This window comes from Cupriavidus neocaledonicus (assembly GCF_000372525.1).
Lineage (GTDB): Bacteria > Pseudomonadota > Gammaproteobacteria > Burkholderiales > Burkholderiaceae > Cupriavidus > Cupriavidus neocaledonicus.
In genome coordinates, this window is the sequence record NZ_AQUR01000099.1 from 129329 (window position 1) to 149387 (window position 20059).

Below are 20059 nucleotides of genomic sequence, written 5' to 3' on the forward strand. Positions count from 1 at the left end.
GACATCGCAGTCGCGGGGGAAAAATTGCGCATTCCACATGTCACGCAAGCGACTATCAGGTCGGCGTTGGACGAGTTTGATCGGGTGCTGCGTGGTACGCAGAAATGGGAAGATTGGGAAACCAAGAGGTCGCAGCTTTACGCGATCTCCGATCAAGGAAAGCGCTATCCGCCTAAGCAAATTCTATCGATGGCGACAGGCGTGCCCGTTTCACGCTTTAGCGGCGGCGAGCAAACAAACGCTTACCTTCATAACCTGGGCTTCAGCATTGTCCGACTCCATAATGGAAGCTCACCCTTCAGCGGGTCCGAACCTCCAAGGTTCGCACTAGGGCGCGTCTATGACCGGCAAATGGAAATTCACGATCGTTTTGGCGGCAGCCGTCAAAGCGGCATAGCCCCATCCAACAAAGTACGAGCCATCTTCATCTTCACCGGCGAAAGCGGCCAGCAGTATGGTTATTTTGACGGTCGGGACGAGCTCGGCATTTTCTCGTACACAGGGGAAGGGCAAGTGGGCGATATGGAGTTCAAACGCGGTAACCTTGCCATCCGAGAGCACGCCGCCAACGGGCAGGCGCTGCACCTCTTCAAGGCGCTAGGGAAAGGCAAGGGACAGGAATATCTGGGCGAGCATGCCTACGGCGGTCACACGATTCGCCGTGGCACAGACAGGGAAGGGGCGCAGAGAAACGTCATCGAATTCCAACTGGTTCCAGTCGCGCTGCTGGATGAGGAGAGCATTACGTTTCCCGAAGATGAGGCGACGGATGATTCAGCACCTACCACCTTGGAAGGGGCTCGCAAGCGCGCCATTGAGGCCATTAACGATTTTGGCAACGAAGTTGGCAAGGCTGCACTACGAAAGCTCTATCGGCGTAGCAAGCGCGTAAAGGACTATGTGCTGCTGCGGGCTGGAGGCATTTGCGAGTCATGCCAGAGGCCTGCGCCGTTCAAGCGAAAAGACGGCACTGCCTACCTGGAGCCACATCACACCACGCGTGTGTCAGATGGGGGACTTGATCATCCGCGCTATGTTGCAGCCATATGTCCCGCCTGTCATCGCCATATCCATCACGGCGCTGGTGGATATGAAAAGAATCTTGAGCTGACTTCTGCTATCGCTGCCAAGGAACCTGAAGCTTGACAGCGACCAAGAGCGGTAGCTCTCGCTATGCATCGCGATCGTCCTGTGCTGTCGCTGCGACCTTGTAAGGACAACCCTCGCTGAGCTATGCGCGAACTCTCAGATCTTGGCGATGCTCGACAACCATTTGTCCTATTGTGCCCTCCAGGGTGCTACTTGCGGAGCGTCTGGCGGGCCGGCTCGCAGCTATAGTTTTTCGTCTTCTTCCCCAGCATGCCTAAGAATGACAGTGAACCGCTCTAGCGCGAGTGCGATCTCAATGAACCTCAAGGCGAATACATAGAAGATGCCCGCCACAGCTGCGGCTGTGTACCAAAGGAATAGCGAGTATGGATCGCTACCTGTCGACTTTGCGATCGTCACGACAACGGTTCCCAACAAAGGGATCAGCCCCACCTTCTCCAGGGCTCCAACGAACATTGCCATGCGTAACCGCGCGTCGGCCGCAACCGCGGAAAAATAGTCTTCCGCGAACCTGATCTGCTTGCGGGTGTAGGCACGGCGAACGCTGCGAATGGTTTCGTACCAGCGAGCCATATTTTTCCCCACATCACGAAGCACATCCGTTTCCATCGTTTTCCATTCCCGGACCGTGCTCTTCGCACTAGAGATGGACGCAATCACCGTGGCGACCACACCCACCAACAGTAGGCCCAGCGTCACATAGATGGGTATCGGGATCTTGAGCAGAGTTGTGGCGGTATTCCCTGCCCATCCCAGGGCGAGCGCACCAATACCGATCGCCTTTGACAAGGCTCGCACGCGGGAGACTTCGTCCTGGCTTTCGGCAAAACCCTCTAGCCTCGTGTGAAGAAGGTCCACCATAAGTGTGTCCAGGTGAAAAGCATCCGAGCCTGCTGTGTGGATATGCTTTGCTCCGATGTTTGCCAGCATCTTTGAGTCTTGATGTGACAATTGCTTTCCTCCCTGGTTGGTAAAGCGTTTTTCAAGCGCGTTCGCTGCCGGCGTACGACTGCGTGGTATCGCCTCGGCATAGTGGTGACCCACAACGTCTCGCGACGTTACTCTTGTGGTGATCGAGTACCAGTACCTTCGTACTGGCGATAGGCATGCAGCGCTGGCGAATCGCTGACCCTATCTAACCGCCCGGCGCGAGGAATTGGATCGAACGCAGAGGCAAACGACGTCTTGCCCTGTCCGTAAGCTTGTCGTAATGCTCCTCCCAAAGATCAAAGAGTTTCTCCAATCCAATCAGTGTTACACGACGCTTTTCCTGAGTACGAGCTTCTGCATCTGCATCTTTGGTGAAGCCCCCGGTGCATACGAATAGGCCTACATCATCCTCGCCCAATAGGGCCATAAAGGATCGTAATCCATCGACGTTCACGGATTGCTGCTGTCGCTTCACCTGCACCTTAATTCGCGGAGGGCGAGTACCAAGGACGTCAGGCCAGGCCAGAATGTCCAAACCGCCGTCCTTTCCCGGTGGCGAGACCCACGTAACGTGGTAAGACATAGCGCGCAGCAGATCGGCCACGAGGTCTTGGAAGTCGTATGGATTCATCGCCCGCAGATACTGCGAGATCTCAGTCCAGGCTTGCTCTTCTGCCTCTTCGAAGGTGACGCTCACTGCCTTGGCCGTATTCTCGGCCTCCTCGACCGAAACGGCTGCAGAAGTATTGGCAGCAGTATTCGGTTCGGCATCTGGCTGTGCCGCCTTCCATTCCGCATAAAGCTTGCAAGCACGCTTGTAGAATGCTTCTGGGTCGATCAGCTCGGCATATGCGGCTCGACCTTCATCGGTAACGGACCAGATGCCCTTGTCCTTCACCATCCATCCAGCCTTGACACAATCGACAGTCGCAAATCGGACAATCTTGTCAAACCGCCGGCCACCCGACTCGAATGAGTCGGCCTCATAAGGCGTAAGGTTGACCCGAACGGATAGCTCCTGTAGGGCTTCCCTTGCACGCACGCCGTCTGGGGCGGCCATAAGAATCTTGAACAACTCTCGAAGTAACTCACCGGTTCGGCGACGAGTGATTTCAGCCATTATTCTGATGCTCCTTTTCTTATCTAAGTCACCGTGGTCAGTTCCGACGACCATGCTTAGGTTCGTGCCAGCTGCGTCAGGACGTTTCTAGCACGGCATGCACCTCGTGGTGTGGTTCAGTTTCCGCCAAGTCTTCCACCCAATGCTGCACATCGCTCTGGAGAGCTAGTAGTGTTTGCCTCTTCTGCCCGGATCCGCTTCAGCGCGCGGCGTCACATCTTCCGATAGTTGTCCTAGGCCAGCGCGGCAGCTATCGCGCGGAAGCTATCCAGCCCGGCCTCGAGATTATCGATGATCTCGGTCGCCAGTTCGTCGGGATCGGGAAGATTGTCGAGGTCGGTAAGGCTTTTGTCCTTGAGCCAGAATATATCGAGGCTGGTCTTGTCGCGAGCCAAGATTTGCTCATGGGTGAATTTGCGCCAACGGCCCTCGGGATTTATCTTCTCGCTCCACGTTTCTTTGCGTTCAAAGCGATTGTCCGTGTTGTAGCAGGCGATGAAATCTTTCAAGTCCTCAAAGCGGAGCGGCTTCTTTTTTAGCGTGTGATGAATGTTGGTGCGATAGTCGTAGAACCAGACTTCTTTGGTCCATGGGTCTTTGCTGGCGGCGTGGTTGTCGAAGAACAGTACATTTGCCTTAACGCCATTGGCATAAAAGATGCCAGTCGGCAGGCGTAGGATGGTGTGCAGGTCCGTGTTCTCCATCAGCTTTTTTCGAACGGTCTCCCCGGCACCACCTTCGAACAAGACATTGTCAGGCACCACCACGGCAGCACGCCCGGTGGTCTTGAGCATGGTGCGGATATGCTGGACGAAGTTGAGCTGCTTGTTTGACGTAGTAGCCCAGAAGTCTTGGCGGTTATAGGTCAGGGCGTCCTTTTCCTGTTCGCCTTCTTCGTTGGTGAAACTCATGGCACTCTTCTTGCCGAAGGGCGGATTGGCGAGCACGTAGTCGTAGGTCTTTGGTGCGCTGGCTACGAGAGCGTCGTTGGGGGAGACCATGCTATCGCCGTCGATCTCGCCGATGTTATGTAGGAACATGTTCATCAAGGCAAGGCGGCGGGTGCTCGCGACGATCTCGTTGCCGTAGAAGGTGTCGTGCTTAAGGAAGGCCTTCTGCGCCTTATTCATCTGATGCGTCGCTACGAGAAAGTCGTAAGCGGCGAGGAAGAAGCCGCCGGTGCCGCAAGCAGGATCGGCAATCGTCTTGTTGGGTTCTGGGCGGACACATTCAACCATCGCACGAATGAGCGCGCGGGGCGTAAAGTATTGGCCGGCACCGGACTTGGTATCTTCGGCGTTGCGTTCAAGCAGGCTCTCGTATATATCACCTTTGACATCGGCACCCATGGTGGCCCACTGGGTCTCATGCACCATGTCGATCAGGCGATACAACTTCGCCGGGTCTTGAATTTTGTTTTGGGCTTTGGTGAAGATCGCGCCGAGCATGCCGGGCTTGTTGCCCAGTTCACGCAGCAGTGTCACGTAATGGACTTCCAGTTCGGCGCCTCGCTTGGCCTTGAGGCTCTGCCAGTTGTATTCGGTGGGGATTCCGACCTTGCGGCTATAGGGCGGCTGGCTGTACTCGTCCGCCATCTTGAGAAAGATTAGGTAGGTGAGTTGCTCGAGATAGTCGCCATAGCCCACGCCGTCGTCGCGGAGGGTGGTGCAGAAACTCCAGACTTTGGAGACAATGGATGCGGTAGCGTTCATTTGCGGGCTTTCTTGCCTTGGGGTTAAGCGGAGTATTCCGCCTTGATGCGCGCGAGCAGAGCCGAAGCGGGCTCGTCATTCGGGTCTTGCGGGACCAACTGCCCGGCAAACGCCTTTTTTAGGATAGACTGGCGCAGGGCCGCCGCTTGTTGGAGCGTGCTGGTAAGGGCTTGTTCGAGCTGGTCACACTCGGATAATTTCGCCTCTAGTTCTTGAAGCAACACGTTTTGCTCTTCAACGCAGAAAAATGGTAAGCAAATCGTCTTGAAGCGCTCAACGCTTATCTTCTTTTGAGCGACCCCCTTTGTGATGAGCCCGAGCTGACGCTTTATCAAATTTGAGTTAATACAGAATTTATAAAGCTTTCTGTTTGCAAATTCATTCCAAAGCCTGAATTTCAAACAATCAGCTGTTAAGACAGCATTAGGCGATCCCTCTGGGTAGATTTCACAATCTCCTGGAGGATCCCCCATTTTTGTAATGAGCAAATCCAATGCTTTAACAGAGTGAGGCGTCAGCTCCGCATACTTTGAATCGTCGATAAATTTGAGATCGGATGCAAAGTCCGATCTGGTAATGTTCTTTACAAAGATCAGAGGTACGCCGCTCTCTCTGTAATCACTGACTTTTAGGTTGCTCCCAAAAGGACCAATGCCTATTGCATACGGTTCCTGAGCACAAATTTCTTCCGGTCGAATCCATTTCCACCCAGTTGGTATCTTCGGCAATTCGGTCAGCTCATCGGCTGCAATCGCTGACAAATCTTTCGGGGCTTTGGGTTTGCTACCTTGTGCGCCCCCATTTTCCCACTCGGCAAGTTGTTGCTGGTAGCGCTGTGTGCGCTCTTGCTTAATGCGCTTCAGCAGGTCGTCGGCGGTTTCGAGTTTATCCGCGTTGTCGACGCGCCATTGGGCGGTAAGTTTGCCCTCGAATGCGTGTTTTAGCAGGACTTGACGATAGACCTTGAGCTGTGCCTGGGCGGTCTTCAGGCTTTCGATGCCCCTGTCCAGCTCAAAAAACAGCTCTTCGATTTTGGCGACGATACGTTTTTGCTCTTGTTCGGGAGGGAGCGGGAGTTTGCGGGTGGTCAAATACGGGGTTGTGACGCGTCGCTGGCCAACCGCGCCAGACATATTGTGTTCCGCTTCGCGGCGAAAGCTCTCGGACGAAACATAGTAGTAAAGATAGTTCTTGCTGATACCCGGGTGAGGGCGCAGTACGTGAAATTCGGTCGAGCCGAATCCAACCCCGCCTTTAAGTTGGGGAACGACGGCCATCTTGCCGTTTTCCATGCACGGGGTGATTTTTGCAAAAAGGACATCACCTTCCTGAAAGGGGGTATAGCCTTTCTTTACCTCCCCAAACAGACGTGTTTGAGAGACATTAATGACGCCTGTTCCGGCTTCAACAGCTGGCATCGGGACAAAAGAAACTTCCAGCGTATTGGGAATGCTAGCTTTATCGATGGTTGGGTTAATGACGGCGATCTCTGAGAGTTCGGTTGATCTCCAGCTATCCGGGAGCTCAGTGGAATGTTCTGCCATCATCACGCCACCAGCACTCCATTTAGATCATCCAGCAACGCATCCATCTGAGTTCCAAACAGTTGATACATCTTTCCTAACCCGCCTTGCCCATCAAAGGGCGCCATTTCCAGATCGTCGCGCTCGATGTGAAAAGAGTTGGCAACGTGGTCGCGGATCATACGCAGCCAGTTCATTTGTTCCTCGTTGAATTTTTCGCTGCTGCCAGAGTGGTGCTTCATCACCCAGTTCTGAAAGTTGCGGCGGACGGTGTTGTCGAAAGTAGATAGCTTTTCATCCATACCACAAACGCGACGGATGAGCGCCACGAGCGCCGTTAGTTCACTGATCGGCTGGTCGCCCTTGTAGGCGTCCAGCTGACTGTAGGCCTGCCACACGCGCAATGGCGCGAGCTTGGGCTTGTCAATCCTGATCTTGTCGAGTACCTGTCGGATCAGATCGAAATTGAGTTCGCGCCTTCTGTATGGCTGGCTGAAGAAGATCGTGAGGGCGCTGATGCTGTCCTGGTTGGACTTCAGGTATTCGGCAAACTCATCGGCGAGGGCCTGGGCATTGTTCGGCGCGTCCTTGTCCCATTCGGCACGCAGAACAATGTCGATGTTGTCGTGGTCGATGGTTTGTTCTTTGTCGCGGCGGATAGCGTCGATGAGTTCGATCAGCTCGCCGTTGAGGATACTAGAGGCGGCATTTATCAATTGCTCTTGCGCTTGCTGGCGCTTGGTATCACCGGGGTCGCAGCCTATTGGAAGGTCTGCAAGCTCCAACGCCCTGGCTTCGACGTTGTCTGCGTCGATAGCGCCGAACAGCTTGCCGACGATCTGGCTGAGCTCGACCCCGCCGGCGGCATCGCGGATTTTCCGTTGCTCGTCGGTGTCGAGTTGCTTATTGAGGCGGGCCAAACGGCCGGCGAGGGACGAAACCGTGTCTTCGTCGGTGGCGCCCATCATGACGGCCATGGCCAAATCCTTGAGTGGGACCGAGGGCTTGGTGATGAGGGGCTGGCTGGCAGTCTTGAGCGACTTGGTAACGCCGATGGCGTCGACGATGACATAGTGGGTCTTTGCGCTCTTGGCGGATGGCGTGACCTTCCTCAGATCATCCATGTCAAGGGTGCGGGTGCCGCGCCCCTTCATCTGCTCGAAGTAGTTACGGCTTTTGACATCGCGCATGAAAAGGAGGCATTCGAGCGGTTTAACGTCGGTTCCGGTGGCGATCATGTCCACGGTGACGGCGATGCGCGGGTAGTAATCGTTACGGAACTGGGCTAGGACAGACTTGGGGTCTTCATCAATCTTGTAGGTAAGCTTTTTGCAGAAGGCATTACCCTCGCCAAATTCTTCGCGGGCGGTCTGGATGATGTCGTCGGCGTGGCTGTCGGTCTTGGCGAAAACGAGGGTCTTGGGCACTTCTTCGCGGCCGGGGAATATTTCGGGCAGCTTGTCGCGGAAAGTGCGGATGACGGTGCGAATCTGGTCCGGGTTGACGATATTGCGGTCGAGCTGGGTGGCGGAGTAAGCCTCGTCTTCGTCCTGCTGTTCCCAGCGCTTCTTGCGAGTGAGCTTTTCCCGCCGCTCGACCTGCTGCTGTGCTTTGATTTCGCCGCCGGCTTTGGTGATCTGCGTCTCGATGACGTAGATTTCATTGCCGACATTGACGCCATCGGCCACGGCTTTTTCGTGGCTGTAATCGCTGATGACATTCTTCTTGAAGAAGCCGTAGGTCCGGTTATCGGGCGTGGCAGTAAGACCGATCAGGCTGGCGTCGAAGTAGTCAATAACCTGTTGCCAGAGGTTATAGATCGAGCGGTGGCATTCGTCGATAAAGATGAAATCGAAGAACTCCGGAGGGATGTTAGCGTTATAGACGACGGGCATCGGCGCCTTGGGCTGAGCGAGCTCGGCTGGATTGATTTCTTCGGCAGTCTCGTCGAGCTCAGTTCCCTTGAGGATGGAGTACAGGCGCTGTATGGTGCTGATGCATACTTGGCTATCTTTGGCGATGTACGAAGATTTAAGCCGCTGGACGTTGTAAAGTTCAGTGAATTTCCGGTTATCGTCAAGCGGAACGTAAGACATCATTTCCTGCTCTGCCTGCTCGCCAAGGTTTTTGGTGTCGACGAGAAAGAGGATGCGCTTGCTTTCGGCGTACTTGAGCAGCCGATAGATGGAGGTGACCGCGGTGTAGGTCTTGCCGGCGCCAGTGGCCATCTGGATCAGGGCGCGAGGTCGGTCTGCCTTGAATGATTTCTCCAGGTTTGTGATGGCAATTTCCTGGCAGGCGCGCAGATGCAGTTCCTGAGCGGGAAGGTGGTTCGGGTTCAGCTCGGGGATGGTTTGCAGGCGCCGACGCAGGCTGGCACCTTGGAATAACCATTCCTTGATGGTTTCCGGACGGTGGAAGTTGAACACCTCACGGGAGCGAGGCTTAGGATCACGACCATCGGTGAAGCGGGTGATGATGCCGGTGCTCTCGTAGAGAAAGGGCAAGGGCTCCTTGTTGTTCACCCACTTTAGCTTGGCAGCAGCGTAACCTTCAGTCTGCTGTTCGACTTCGGTGATTTTGTGGCCAAGGTCTTCCTTCTTTGCCTCAATCACCCCCACTGCCTTTTTGTCAACCAATAAAACATAATCCGCCGGACCGACGTCGGTTTGGTATTCCCTGACAGCGATGCCGAGCCCCGCGCCGAAGTCAATCTTCTTCGCTGATTGAACGACCCAACCCGCTTGCTTAAGCAGCGCGTCGATATTGTCTCGAGCTTTCTGTTCTGGGTTCTGGTTCTCGGTCATACGCGAGGTCGCTCCTGGCCTTGGTTGGGCGTCATGCGAATGATAAAGGAAGTAAGTAGCGTGGTGGAGCGATGTGCCTTGGCTACGCCTCTCCGTAAGCCGGCGTCACGCCGGGAAGGCTATTCGCACCAATGTCAGTCAATCCCGCGCGAGGTTAGGCTTCTAATAAAAAAAAAGACCCACAAGCCTCTAAGCTTATGGGTCCCAGATTCTCAGGTCTTGCGGCTATCTATACACTTGATCAAACGTCAATGTTTCTCGCCACCAACGCATTACTCTCAATAAAGTTACGCCTCGGCTCCACCTCATCCCCCATAAGGGTGGTAAAGATCTGATCCGCCGCAATAGCATCCTCAATCTGCACCTTCAGCAGCCGCCGCTGCGTAACATCCAGCGTCGTCTCAAACAGCTGCTCAGGGTTCATCTCACCAAGACCCTTATAGCGCTGGCGAGAAACGCCGCGTTCAGCCTCCGCCAGTAGCCATTGCATGGCCCCGTGGAAGTCATTGACAGTCTGATCGCGCAACTTCTCGCCTTCACCCCGCTGCACCTTAGTCCCTTCCGGCGTCAGCCCCTGGAAAGTCTTTGCAGCATTGGAAAGCGCAGCGTAGTCAGCCCCATGAACAAAATCCGCATCCAGATGCGACAACCGCACGTTGCCATGATGACGCCGCGCAATCATCAGCCGATGCTTGTCGGTCTTCTCATCAAACTGCGCATACACATCAGCCGTGCCATCGTCGTTGACGGCAGCCCCAATCAACGTCTTAGCATGCATCTCCGCCAACTTAGCCTTCAGCGCCACCGCTGATGCCTCCGCCGCCGCAGCACTATCCAGATCCAGCGTCACGCCGTCCGCAATGGCACGCAGAGCGTCGGTATCAACAACACGCGACAGACGGCCGATAACGCCTTCCGTCAGCTGATACTGACGAGCCAATTCAGTCAGTGCATCCCCACTGATCTCCGACCCATCCGGCCGCACCAGCGACGCCTTCTCCATCGCCAACTTCAACAGATAAGCATTGAGCTCGACATCATCCTTGATATACCGCTCTTCCTTCCCATGCTTGATCTTGTACAGCGGCGGCTGCGCGATATACACATACCCGCGCTCGATAATGTCCGGCATCTGCCGATAGAAGAACGTCAGCAGCAGCGTCCGGATGTGCGAGCCGTCCACGTCCGCGTCAGTCATGATGATGATGCGGTGGTAGCGCAGCTTGTCCAGGTTGTAGTCGTCCTTGCCGATGCCCGTGCCCAGCGCGGTGATCAGCGTCAGCACTTCCTGGCTGGACAGCATCTTGTCGAAGCGGGCGCGCTCTACGTTCAGGATCTTGCCCTTGAGCGGCAGGATGGCCTGGAACTTACGGTCGCGGCCCTGCTTGGCGGAGCCGCCTGCGGAGTCGCCCTCCACCAGGAAGAGTTCGGACTGGGCGGGGTCCTTTTCCTGGCAGTCGGCCAGCTTGCCGGGCAGGCCCATGCCGTCCATCACGCCCTTGCGGCGGGTCATTTCGCGGGCCTTGCGGGCGGCTTCGCGGGCGCGGGCGGCGTCTACGATCTTGCCGCAGATGGTCTTGGCGTCGTTGGGCGTTTCCAGCAGGAAGTCGGTCAGGGCCTTGCTGACCAGTTCTTCCACGGGCAGGCGCACTTCGGACGAGACCAGCTTGTCCTTGGTCTGCGAGCTGAACTTGGGCTCGGGCACCTTGACGGAGAGCACGCAGGCCAGGCCTTCGCGCATGTCGTCGCCGGTGGTTTCCACCTTGGCTTTCTTGGCGACTTCGTTTTCTTCGATGTACTTGTTGATGACGCGGGTCATCGCGGCGCGCAGGCCGGTCAGGTGGGTGCCGCCATCCCGCTGCGGGATGTTATTGGTGAAGCAGAGCACCTGTTCGTTGTAGCCGTCGTTCCACTGCATGGCCACTTCCACGGCGATGCCGTCTTTCTCGGCGTTGGCGTAGAAGATGTTGGGGTGCAGGGCGGTCTTGGCGCGGTTGATGTACTCGACAAAACCCTTCACGCCGCCGGAGAAGGCAAAGTCTTCTTCCTTGCCGGTGCGCTGGTCGGTCAGCTTGATGTGGACGCCGTTGTTCAGGAACGACAGTTCGCGGATGCGCTTGGACAGCACCTCGTAGTGGAACTCGACGTTGGTGAAGATTTCTTCATCCGCCAGGAAGTGGACTTCGGTGCCGCGCTTGTCGGTGGCGCCGGTGATCTTCATCGGCGAGACTTCAACGGGCTGACCGTCGGGGCCTTCCACGGTCTCGATGATGCGGTTCTGCACTTCGCCCTTGGCGAATTCAATCAGGTGGACCTGGCCGTCGCGGCGCACGGTCAGGCGCAGCCACTTGGACAGCGCGTTCACGCACGACACGCCCACGCCGTGCAGGCCGCCCGATACCTTGTAGCTGTTCTGGTTGAACTTGCCGCCGGCGTGCAGCTCGGTCATGGCAATTTCCGCCGCGCTGCGCTTGGGTTCGTGCTTGTCGTCGAACTTGACCAGCGGCGGGATGCCGCGGCCGTTGTCGACGATGGAGATCGAGTTGTCGCTGTGGATGGTGACCTGGATCTCGGTGCAGTAGCCGGCCAGCGCTTCGTCGATGGAGTTGTCCAGCACCTCGAACACGAGGTGGTGCAGGCCGGTGCCGTCGGAGGTGTCGCCGATATACATGCCCGGGCGCTTGCGTACCGCCTCCAGGCCTTCCAGGATCTGGATCGAGGAGGCTCCGTAGGTGTTTTCCTGTTGCGGTTTCTGCTGTTCGGTCATGTCTTTCCTACTTGCGGCGAATGCGGAATTCGGGCCGGGCGGGCATGACTGGCATGCCGGCGGCGGGGCGCGATGGGTCCGCATGGCGGGTTACTAAAAACGGCAAAAGGGGCGGATCGTCGTAACGATCCTGCCCCCGCGGCGGGATATTCATCCCCTGGACGTACCGGCCAGGGCCGGGTGTCGTAGCGTGCCGTTTGCTGCTCCGGTTGCTGTCTGCGCTGGTTGTGGCACAGGTCCTGTCACCGGATCATCAGATGCGCATCGGCATGACGACGTACTTGAAGTTGTCGTCGTCCGGCACGGTGATCAGCGCGCTCGAATTCGAGTCGCCGAGGCTGACCTGCACCTGCTCGGTCTTCAGGTTGGCAAGCACGTCGAGCAGGTAGGTCACGTTGAAGCCGATATCGAGCGCGTCGCCCGAGTAATCGAGTTCCAGCTCTTCCTGCGCCTCTTCCTGGTCGGCGTTGGTGGAGCTGATCCTGAGCATGTGCGTGTCGAGGATGCAGCGCACGCCCTTGAATTTGTCGGTGGTCAGGATCGCGGTGCGTTGCAGCGCCTGCTGCAGCTGCACGCGGTCGATCGCGAAGGCGTTCTTGTAGCCCTTGGGAATCACGCGCTGGAAGTCCGGGAACTTGCCTTCGACCAGCTTGGAGATCAGTTCGATATTGGCGAACGTGAACTTGACCTGGTTGGCGGCCAGTTGCACCGTGACCGGATCGTCGTTGTCTTCCAGCAGGCGCTGCAGTTCCAGGATGGTCTTGCGCGGGATGATGACTTCCTGGCGCGAGCCGACACCAGCCGCTTCGTTTTCCAGCTCGACGCCGCAGTAGGCCAGGCGGTGGCCGTCGGTGGCGACTGCCATGACCTTCTTGCCTTCCACCACCAGCAGCATGCCGTTCAGGTAGTAGCGGATGTCCTGCTGCGCCATGGCGAAGTGGACCATCGCCAGCAGGTGCTTGAAGGTCTTCTGCGGCAGGCTGACGCTGGCGTTGAATTCGCTGGCTTCGGCCACGGTCGGGAATTCTTCGGCGGCCAGCGTCTGCAGGGCAAAGCGGCTCTTGCCGGATTGCACGGTCATGCGCTTGTCGTTGAGCGACAGGGCGACGTCGCCGTCGGGCATGGCGCGCAGGATGTCGAGCAGCTTGCGCGCGGCCACGGTGGTGGCGACGCTGTCATTGCCGACGCCGCATTCCGCATGCGTGGTGATCTGGATTTCGATGTCGGTCGAGAGGAAGGATACGTTCGACCCGGACTTGCGAATCAGCAGGTTGGCCAGGATCGGGAGGGTGTGGCGGCGCTCCACGATGCCGCTCACGATTTGCAGCGGACGCAGCAGGTTGTCTCGCGAGGTTTTGACCAATTGCATTGAATTTATCCTTCGTCGTTTGTAATCGGCGACCGCAGAACGCAAACAACTCCAAATTCACTTAGGAATCAAGGAGTTAATGTACCATTGTACCAAGGATAAGCCGCTGCGGTGAAGCGGGGCGGGACCGGCCGGCGGGCCAGCTGTGCCCAAAAAGCCACGCTGGCGCCAATCGTTCTTGCCATCCCGTCCCGACTCACCGCAAAGCCTTATCAGTGGCCACTTTCCGGACACTTGCCCCGGCGTCGCTGACGTTAATTCCCCAGGCGCCACGGGATGTCCGTGGCGCGCACCCTACAGTATGCCAGCCCGGCGGGGCTGGCCCTTCAAAACGCCGTCCCGGCAGCCGCTCCGGGGTCCGGCCGGCGATCAGCCCTTGAGCGTCTGCTCCAGCACGTGCAGCTCGTGGTTGAGCTGCGCATCCTTGCTGCGTTCGTCGGCGATCTTGCGCACCGCGTGCAGCACGGTGGTGTGGTCGCGGCCGCCGAAGAGTTCGCCGATCTCCGGCAGGCTCTTCTGCGTCAGCTCCTTGGCCAGGTACATCGCGATCTGGCGCGGCCGGGCAATATTGGCAGGCCGCTTTTTCGAATACATGTCAGCGACCTTGATGTTGTAGAAATCCGCGCAGGTCTTCTGGATGTTCTCGACCGAGATCTGGCGGTTCTGCACAGTCAGCAGGTCCTTCAGCGCTTCGCGCGTCACCTCGATGGTGATGTCCTTGCCGTGGAAGTTGCTGAACGCCAGGATCTTGCGCAGCGCGCCTTCCAGCTCGCGCACGTTGGAGCGCAGGTGCTTGGCAACGAAGAAGGCGACTTCTTCCGGAACGTTGACGTTCTCGGCGGCGGCCTTCTTCATCAGGATCGCCACGCGCATTTCCAGCTCGGGCGGCTCGATCGCCACGGTCAGGCCGGAATCGAAGCGCGAGATCAGGCGGTCGTCGATGCCGGTGATTTCCTTGGGGTAGGTATCGCTGGTGATGATCACCTGCGCCCGGTTGGCAATCAGGGCCTCGAAGGCATAGAAGAACTCTTCCTGCGTGCGGTTCTTGCCAGAGAAGAACTGGATATCGTCGATCAGCAACAGGTCCAGCGAGTGGTAATAGCGCTTGAACTCGTCGAAGGCCTTGCGCTGGTACGCCTTGACCACGTCGGACACGTACTGCTCGGCGTGGATGTAGCGGATGCGCGCGCGCGGGTTCTCCATCAGCATGTGGTTGCCGATGGAGTGGATCAGGTGGGTCTTGCCCAGGCCCACGCCGCCGTAGAGATACAGCGGGTTGTAGGACTTGCCGGGGTTGTTGGCGACCTGGATCGCGGCGGCACGAGCCAGCTGGTTGGCCTTGCCGGTGACGAAGTTGTCGAAGGTCAGGATCGGGTTCAGGCGCGAGCGCTCGTGGACCGTGTCGCTGGGCTGGTGGCCGGGCATCTGCGCGGCGCCGTTGCCCATCGCGGCATGCGGGTGCTGGCCCTGCTGCGGCGCGCGGTAGGAGCGGGCGCTGGCTTCGGCGGGATCCATCTGGACCACGTCGATCTCGCCCAGGTCGGCGTTGTGCTGCGGGTGGTGCTGGCCGGGATGCTGGCCCATGCCCTGGCCACGCACGCCGGCCGGAACCGGGGCGGCGGACGGCATGCCGGCCGGATTGCCAGGGTTACCGTACGGAGGCTGGCCCAGGCCGTACGCAGCCGCGGTGGGGTATTCGCCGTAGCCGGGCTGTCCCGGCTGGCCAGGCATGGCAAACGGCGGCTGGCCACCCATAGTCTGGCCGGGCTGGGCGCCGGGATAGCCGCCCATGCCCGTACCCGGTGCTGCGTGATGTTCCATGCGCTCCATGCCGCCCGCGCCCATGCCGGGCTGGGCCGGCTGCATGTAGGCAGCGGCGCGGCCGGACGCGGCGGGATCGAGCACGAACTGGACGCTGACCTGCGCTTCCCAGTATTCGCAGGCGAGGGCGGTGATGCGGCCCGAAAACTGACTCTTGACCCAGTCGAGCTTGAAACGGTTGGGCGCGGCAATCCGCAGCGCATGCGTTTCTTCATCGAACGCAACGGGCGCCAGCGGCTTGATCCACGTTTTGAACTGTTGCGGCGTCAGCTCGCGCTCGAGTTGCGCGGCTGCCGCCTGCCAGAAATCTTGCATTGTTTGTTGTTGGCTAGTCGTACCCGGTGCCGCCTTGCGGGCGGCACCGGGTACGCCACAGGCGGCGTATGCGCCGCGCATTCCGGACCGCCTCGACCGTAGCGGGAATGAAATTCCCTCGGCCAAGGGCACCGCGGCATGCCATGCCGCCGCCAGCGAGCCTTCCGGCTCGCCGCACTGGCGTGCGTAAAGTCATGCGTTGTCGCGGTGGGAGCCCGGGTTGCGCCTGCGCCACGCAGCCCGTGTTGTGTTTGGACCCGGATTGTACCCCCGCCCCTGAGTTATCCACAAAGGATAAGTCTGTGGACAACTTGTGCAAATGCAGTGGATTGATGTGCACAACCCGTGCTGCCATGCGGGTTTCCGGGGTACGGAAAGGGGCAAAAACCCAGGCAAAACAGGGACTTCGCCTGTGGATGGCGGCACCGGAGGTGTCCCTCGGGGCACTAGTGGTTACCCACCGGCTGTTGTGGACAATGGCGCACCACGGGGCTTGCGCCAGTGTGGCGATTGTGCCGTCGCACACAGACTGCTGCCTTGACAGCGTCGCGGAAAATCGTTTAAATGGCGGGTTCTGCGATGCGGCAGGGGATCACGTATGCGCATCGCCGGGTCTGGCCTGTCCGTGCCGTCCGCGCCCACAGGCAACCTGCCTGCAGCGCGCGCCCTTCGGCCGGCAGCTAAGACAGAACCAGAATCGTCGGACACGCCGCTGCAGTTCCCTCGCAAGCGGCAACCCCATGCGAACCATACGCGGCGGCCACGGCACCCCGGCACCGGCCGGAGTCGGGCGAGCCAAGATCAACCAGAGAGTGCAACATGAAACGTACCTACCAACCTTCCGTTACCCGCCGCAAGCGTACCCACGGTTTCCGCGTGCGCATGAAGACCCGCGGCGGCCGTGCCGTCATCAACGCTCGCCGCGCCAAGGGCCGCAAGCGCCTGGCAATCTAAGGGCCGGGCGACCGGTCCGGACCGCGGCAACGCGGTCCAGGCCAACCGCCTCGCTGTCCGGATGGCCGGTAGCTTGCCGCAAGGTGCAGTGTTCCCGCTAGCTTTGCCAGGCGTGTCTACCTTTGCCTTTCCCAAAGCCGCGAGGCTGACAAAGACGGATGAGTTTTCATCCGTTTTTGCTTTGCGGCCCCGGCGGCGCAGCACCCACTTCGTGCTCTACGTACGCCCCAACGGCCGGCCGGTAGGCCGCCTGGGCGTGGTGGTGGGCAAGAAGTTCGCGCCGCGCGCGGCCGAGCGCAACCTGGTGAAGCGCATGGCGCGCGAGCTGTTCCGCCAGCGCCGCGAACACCTGGCCGGGCGCGACGTGCTGCTGCGCCTGCAAGCGAAGTTTCCGCGCGCGGAATTTGCGACGCGCGCGGCGGTCCGAAGGGCATGCGCGGCGGAAATCGCCAGCCTGCTCGAGGTAGCAGCAAAGCCACTGCCGCCACCCGCGCCGCCTGCCTCGCCCCCGGCACCGCCCACCGCGGCGCCGCCGGCGAGCCCCTCGCCAAGCCAGCCACCAGGCCAGCCAGCCTGACCGCCCCGCCATGAAGCGAATCCTGCTAGCCCTGCTGCGCGTCTACAAGATCGCCCTCAGCCCTTACCTGGGCTCGCAGTGCCGCTTCCTGCCGACCTGTTCCGACTACGCCCGCGACGCCATCGTCCATCATGGCGCCGCGCGCGGCAGCTGGATGGCCGCCTGCCGGCTGTGCCGCTGCCATCCTTTCGCCCAAGGCGGGTATGATCCCGTGCCGGGCACGGAAGCTGACACGCCAGTCCATGCCGCCACAGGCCATGCACCCGTGGCAATCCGTCTGCCCAGACCCTGATTTTTCCGACCACAGCCAGACATGGATATCAAACGCACCATCCTCTGGGTCATCTTCTCGATGTCCCTCGTGCTGCTCTACGACAACTGGCAACGCGCCAACGGCCATGCGTCGATGTTCTTCCCGAGCGCGACGCAGCAGCAGGCCGCTTCGGCGCCGGCCGCCAGCGGCGCGGCCGCGCAGGGCGACGTGCCCAAGGCCAACGTCCAGCCCGGCGCAGCGGCGCCGGCCGCGGGCGCCGCGCCGCAGGCCGCGGCCCAGCCCACCGGCGAGAAGATCGTGGTGACCACCGACACGGTGCGCGCCGAGATCGACACCGCCGGCGGCATCGTGTCGCGCCTGGAGCTGCTCAAGGAGCATGAGAAGGACGGCAAGCCGGTGGTGCTGTTCGAGCGCGACAACGTGCGCACCTACATGGCCCGCTCGGGCCTGATCGGCGGCGACCTGCCTAACCACACCACGCTGTTCACCGCGGCCCCGGGCCCGCGCACGCTGGACGGCGCCGAGCAGCTGCAGGTGGTGCTGAGCGCCGAGAAGAACGGCGTGAAGCTGGTCAAGACCTACACCTTCCGCAAGGGCAGCTACGTGGTCGACAGCAAGTTCGACGTGACCAACGCGGGCACCGCGCCGGTCTCGCCGACGCTGTACCTGGAGCTGGCGCGCGACGGCAGCAAGGTCGAGCAGTCGCAGTTCTACAGCACCTTCACCGGTCCGGCGGTCTACACCGACGCCGACAAGTACCACAAGATCGACTTCGAAGACATCGCCAAGGGCAAGGCCACCGTGCCGGCCGCCGCCAACAACGGCTGGGTGGCGATGGTGCAGCACTACTTTGCCTCGGCGTGGATTCCGCAGACCGGCAAGGAGCGCAGCTTCTACGTGCAGCAGATCGATCCGCACCTGTACCGCGTGGGCGTGCAGCAGCCGCTGGGCGAAGTGGCCCCGGGCGCGACGGTCAGCACCGATGCGCGCCTGTTCGCCGGCCCGCAGGAAGAGCACATGCTCGAGAAGATCGCCCCGGGCCTGGAACTGGTGAAGGACTACGGCTGGCTGACCATCCTGGCCAAGCCGCTGTTCTGGCTGCTGGAGAAGCTGCACGGCTTCCTGGGCAACTGGGGCTGGTCGATCATCGCGCTGACGGTGCTGATCAAGCTGGTGTTCTTCCCGCTGTCGGCGGCGAGCTACAAGTCCATGGGCAAGATGAAGGACCTGCAGCCGCGCATGACGTCGATCCGCGAGCGCTACAAGAACGACCCGCAGAAGATGAACCAGGAGATGATGGCGCTGTACCGCACCGAGAAGGTCAACCCGCTCGGCGGCTGCCTGCCCATCGTGATCCAGATCCCGGTGTTCATCGCGCTGTACTGGGTGCTGCTGTCGTCGGTCGAAATGCGCGGCGCGCCGTGGCTGGGCTGGATCCATGACCTGTCGGTGCCGGATCCGTTCTACATCCTGCCGATCGTGATGGCCGTGTCGATGTTCGTGCAGACCAAGCTGAACCCGACCCCGCCGGATCCGGTGCAGGCCAAGGTGATGATGATCATGCCGCTGGTGTTCTCGGTGATGTTCTTCTTCTTCCCGGCCGGCCTGGTGCTGTACTGGGTGGTGAACAACATCCTGTCGATCGCGCAGCAGTGGCAGATCAACCGGATGCTGGGCAAGGGCAAGGCCGCGGTGGTGGCCAAGAGCTAAAGCCTGTTGCGAAATGCGGTAACGGAAAGCCCGGCAGAGATGCCGGGCTTTTTGTTTTCTGCTGAGGGCTGAGGGCTGAGGGCTTTCGCAATCCCGACGGTTTGCTCCCCTCTCCCGCCTGCGGGAGAGGGGCCGGGGGTGAGGGCAGGCGCTGGCATACCGACGCGCGCTACTTCGTAGAAGCTCCGGCCCTCACCCCCACCCCTCTCCCGCAAGCGGGCGAGGGGAGCCTGGTTCAAGCGGCGTTGGCTTCGGCAGGCGTATCCTACTGGCCTGCCTCAACGTCAGGAGACCCCCATGAGCTGGTCCGCCCACCAATACGTCGCCTTCGAAGACGAACGCACCCGCCCGGTCCGTGACCTGGTGGCTGCCATTCCCAACGAGATCGCGCGCAGCGCGGTGGATATCGGCTGCGGCCCCGGCAATTCCACCGAGGTGTTGCTGGCGCGCTATGCCGGCGCTTCAGTGACCGGGCTGGACAGCTCGCCGGACATGATCGACGCCGCGCGCAGGCGCCTGCCCGACGTGCAGTTCCGCGTAGCCGACATCGGCGCCTGGGACGAGGCCGGCCCGTACGACGTGATCCTCGCCAACGCCGTGCTGCAGTGGCTGCCCGACCACGCCCGCCTGTTTCCCGAACTGGTCTCGAAGCTTTCCCAGGGCGGCACGCTCGCCGTGCAGATGCCGGACAACCTGGAAGAGCCCGCGCACCAGCTGATGCGCCGGGTGGCGGCGGAAGGGCCGTGGGCCGAAAAGCTGGCCGGCGCCAGCAAGGCCCGCGCCGAACGCGCGCCGGCGCGCTGGTACTACGAGCTGCTACGCCCGCTGTGCCAGCGCGTGGACGTGTGGCTGACCACCTATCACCATCCGCTCGCCGGCGGCGCGGCCGCGGTGGTGGAGTGGTTCAAGGGCAGCGGCCTGCGCCCGTTCCTGCAGCCGCTGGACGAGGCCGAGCGTGCCGCCTATCTGGCGCGCTACCAGACCGAGATCGCCAACGCGTACCCGGCGTTGCCGGACGGTTCGGTGCTGCTGCCGTTCCCGCGCCTGTTTATCGTCGCGACGCGCTGAAC

The 20059-nt window shown here is 60.0% G+C and carries 14 protein-coding genes; 6 read left to right on the forward strand and 8 right to left on the reverse strand.

All coding sequences use genetic code 11. The features are described from left to right. The first annotated feature begins 66 nt into the window (after positions 1-66). Entirely contained in the window at positions 67-1146 is a 1080-nt protein-coding gene (locus tag A3AG_RS34340) for an HNH endonuclease (protein ID WP_240619880.1), read from the forward strand. Between the two features lie 186 nt (positions 1147-1332). On the opposite strand, the gene A3AG_RS0117855 is transcribed toward A3AG_RS34340, so the two are convergent. The 8 genes from A3AG_RS0117855 to dnaA all read right to left on the reverse strand — a co-directional run bounded on the left by A3AG_RS0117855 (position 1333) and on the right by dnaA (position 15474). Next, positions 1333-2154, reverse strand: a complete 822-nt coding sequence (locus A3AG_RS0117855; RefSeq protein ID WP_145987484.1) for a hypothetical protein — start codon at positions 2152-2154, stop codon at positions 1333-1335. Between the two features lie 91 nt (positions 2155-2245). Then, complete coding sequence (locus tag A3AG_RS0117860) at positions 2246-3160, reverse strand: restriction endonuclease (protein WP_018006748.1); 915 nt, start codon at positions 3158-3160, stop codon at positions 2246-2248. 233 nt (positions 3161-3393) lie between these two features. Further along, positions 3394-4872 carry a type I restriction-modification system subunit M gene (locus A3AG_RS0117865; RefSeq protein ID WP_018006749.1) on the reverse strand — a complete coding sequence of 493 codons (1479 nt, stop codon included), beginning with the start codon at positions 4870-4872 and terminating at the stop codon, positions 3394-3396. A 23-nt stretch (positions 4873-4895) separates the two neighbouring features. Then, positions 4896-6419 (reverse strand): restriction endonuclease subunit S, encoded by a 1524-nt coding sequence (locus A3AG_RS33505; RefSeq protein ID WP_081610750.1) that lies wholly within the window; start codon positions 6417-6419, stop codon positions 4896-4898. Further along, positions 6419-9202 carry a type I restriction endonuclease subunit R gene (locus A3AG_RS0117885; RefSeq protein ID WP_018006753.1) on the reverse strand — a complete coding sequence of 928 codons (2784 nt, stop codon included), beginning with the start codon at positions 9200-9202 and terminating at the stop codon, positions 6419-6421. Before A3AG_RS0117885 ends, A3AG_RS33505 begins: the two co-directional genes overlap by 1 nt. A gap of 241 nt (positions 9203-9443) precedes the next feature. Continuing rightward, the gene (gene gyrB, locus A3AG_RS0117890) at positions 9444-11969 is read right to left on the reverse strand and encodes a DNA topoisomerase (ATP-hydrolyzing) subunit B (protein WP_018006754.1); all 2526 of its coding nucleotides are present in this window, start codon (positions 11967-11969) and stop codon (positions 9444-9446) included. Positions 11970-12222: 253 nt separating this feature from the next. Further along, the gene (gene dnaN, locus A3AG_RS0117895; protein WP_018006755.1) at positions 12223-13338 is read right to left on the reverse strand and encodes a DNA polymerase III subunit beta; all 1116 of its coding nucleotides are present in this window, start codon (positions 13336-13338) and stop codon (positions 12223-12225) included. A gap of 369 nt (positions 13339-13707) precedes the next feature. Then, entirely contained in the window at positions 13708-15474 is a 1767-nt protein-coding gene (gene dnaA, locus A3AG_RS0117900; RefSeq protein ID WP_018006756.1) for a chromosomal replication initiator protein DnaA, read from the reverse strand. An 819-nt stretch (positions 15475-16293) separates the two neighbouring features. Between dnaA and rpmH the strand changes: the two genes are divergently transcribed. The 5 genes from rpmH (at position 16294) to tam (ending at position 20057) form a co-directional block, all read left to right on the forward strand. Then, positions 16294-16428, forward strand: a complete 135-nt coding sequence (gene rpmH, locus A3AG_RS0117905) for a 50S ribosomal protein L34 (protein ID WP_008650850.1) — start codon at positions 16294-16296, stop codon at positions 16426-16428. Between the two features lie 61 nt (positions 16429-16489). Beyond that, entirely contained in the window at positions 16490-17005 is a 516-nt protein-coding gene (gene rnpA / locus A3AG_RS0117910; protein ID WP_370866938.1) for a ribonuclease P protein component, read from the forward strand. Between the two features lie 10 nt (positions 17006-17015). Further along, on the forward strand, positions 17016-17297 hold the full coding sequence (gene yidD, locus A3AG_RS0117915) for a membrane protein insertion efficiency factor YidD (RefSeq protein ID WP_012354399.1): 282 nt from the start codon (positions 17016-17018) through the stop codon (positions 17295-17297). A 21-nt stretch (positions 17298-17318) separates the two neighbouring features. After that, complete coding sequence (gene yidC / locus A3AG_RS0117920) at positions 17319-18989, forward strand: membrane protein insertase YidC (protein WP_018006758.1); 1671 nt, start codon at positions 17319-17321, stop codon at positions 18987-18989. Between the two features lie 297 nt (positions 18990-19286). Beyond that, positions 19287-20057: a trans-aconitate 2-methyltransferase gene (tam, locus tag A3AG_RS0117925; protein WP_018006759.1), complete on the forward strand. Its 771-nt coding sequence runs from the start codon at positions 19287-19289 to the stop codon at positions 20055-20057. Positions 20058-20059: the final 2 nt, after the last annotated feature.

What these genes read in the sequence shown, in the direction of transcription:
- A3AG_RS0117860 (WP_018006748.1), bottom strand. Translation starts at nt 3,160, where the DNA reads ATGGCTGAAATCACTCGTCGCCGAACCGGTGAGTTACTTCGAGAGTTG.
- A3AG_RS0117865 (WP_018006749.1), bottom strand. Translation starts at nt 4,872, where the DNA reads ATGAACGCTACCGCATCCATTGTCTCCAAAGTCTGGAGTTTCTGCACC.
- A3AG_RS33505 (WP_081610750.1), bottom strand. Translation starts at nt 6,419, where the DNA reads ATGATGGCAGAACATTCCACTGAGCTCCCGGATAGCTGGAGATCAACC.
- A3AG_RS0117885 (WP_018006753.1), bottom strand. Translation starts at nt 9,202, where the DNA reads ATGACCGAGAACCAGAACCCAGAACAGAAAGCTCGAGACAATATCGAC.
- gyrB (WP_018006754.1), bottom strand. Translation starts at nt 11,969, where the DNA reads ATGACCGAACAGCAGAAACCGCAACAGGAAAACACCTACGGAGCCTCC.
- dnaN (WP_018006755.1), bottom strand. Translation starts at nt 13,338, where the DNA reads ATGCAATTGGTCAAAACCTCGCGAGACAACCTGCTGCGTCCGCTGCAA.
- dnaA (WP_018006756.1), bottom strand. Translation starts at nt 15,474, where the DNA reads ATGCAAGATTTCTGGCAGGCGGCAGCCGCGCAACTCGAGCGCGAGCTG.
- rpmH (WP_008650850.1), top strand. Translation starts at nt 16,294, where the DNA reads ATGAAACGTACCTACCAACCTTCCGTTACCCGCCGCAAGCGTACCCAC.
- rnpA (WP_370866938.1), top strand. Translation starts at nt 16,490, where the DNA reads ATGGCCGGTAGCTTGCCGCAAGGTGCAGTGTTCCCGCTAGCTTTGCCA.
- yidD (WP_012354399.1), top strand. Translation starts at nt 17,016, where the DNA reads ATGAAGCGAATCCTGCTAGCCCTGCTGCGCGTCTACAAGATCGCCCTC.
- yidC (WP_018006758.1), top strand. Translation starts at nt 17,319, where the DNA reads ATGGATATCAAACGCACCATCCTCTGGGTCATCTTCTCGATGTCCCTC.
- tam (WP_018006759.1), top strand. Translation starts at nt 19,287, where the DNA reads ATGAGCTGGTCCGCCCACCAATACGTCGCCTTCGAAGACGAACGCACC.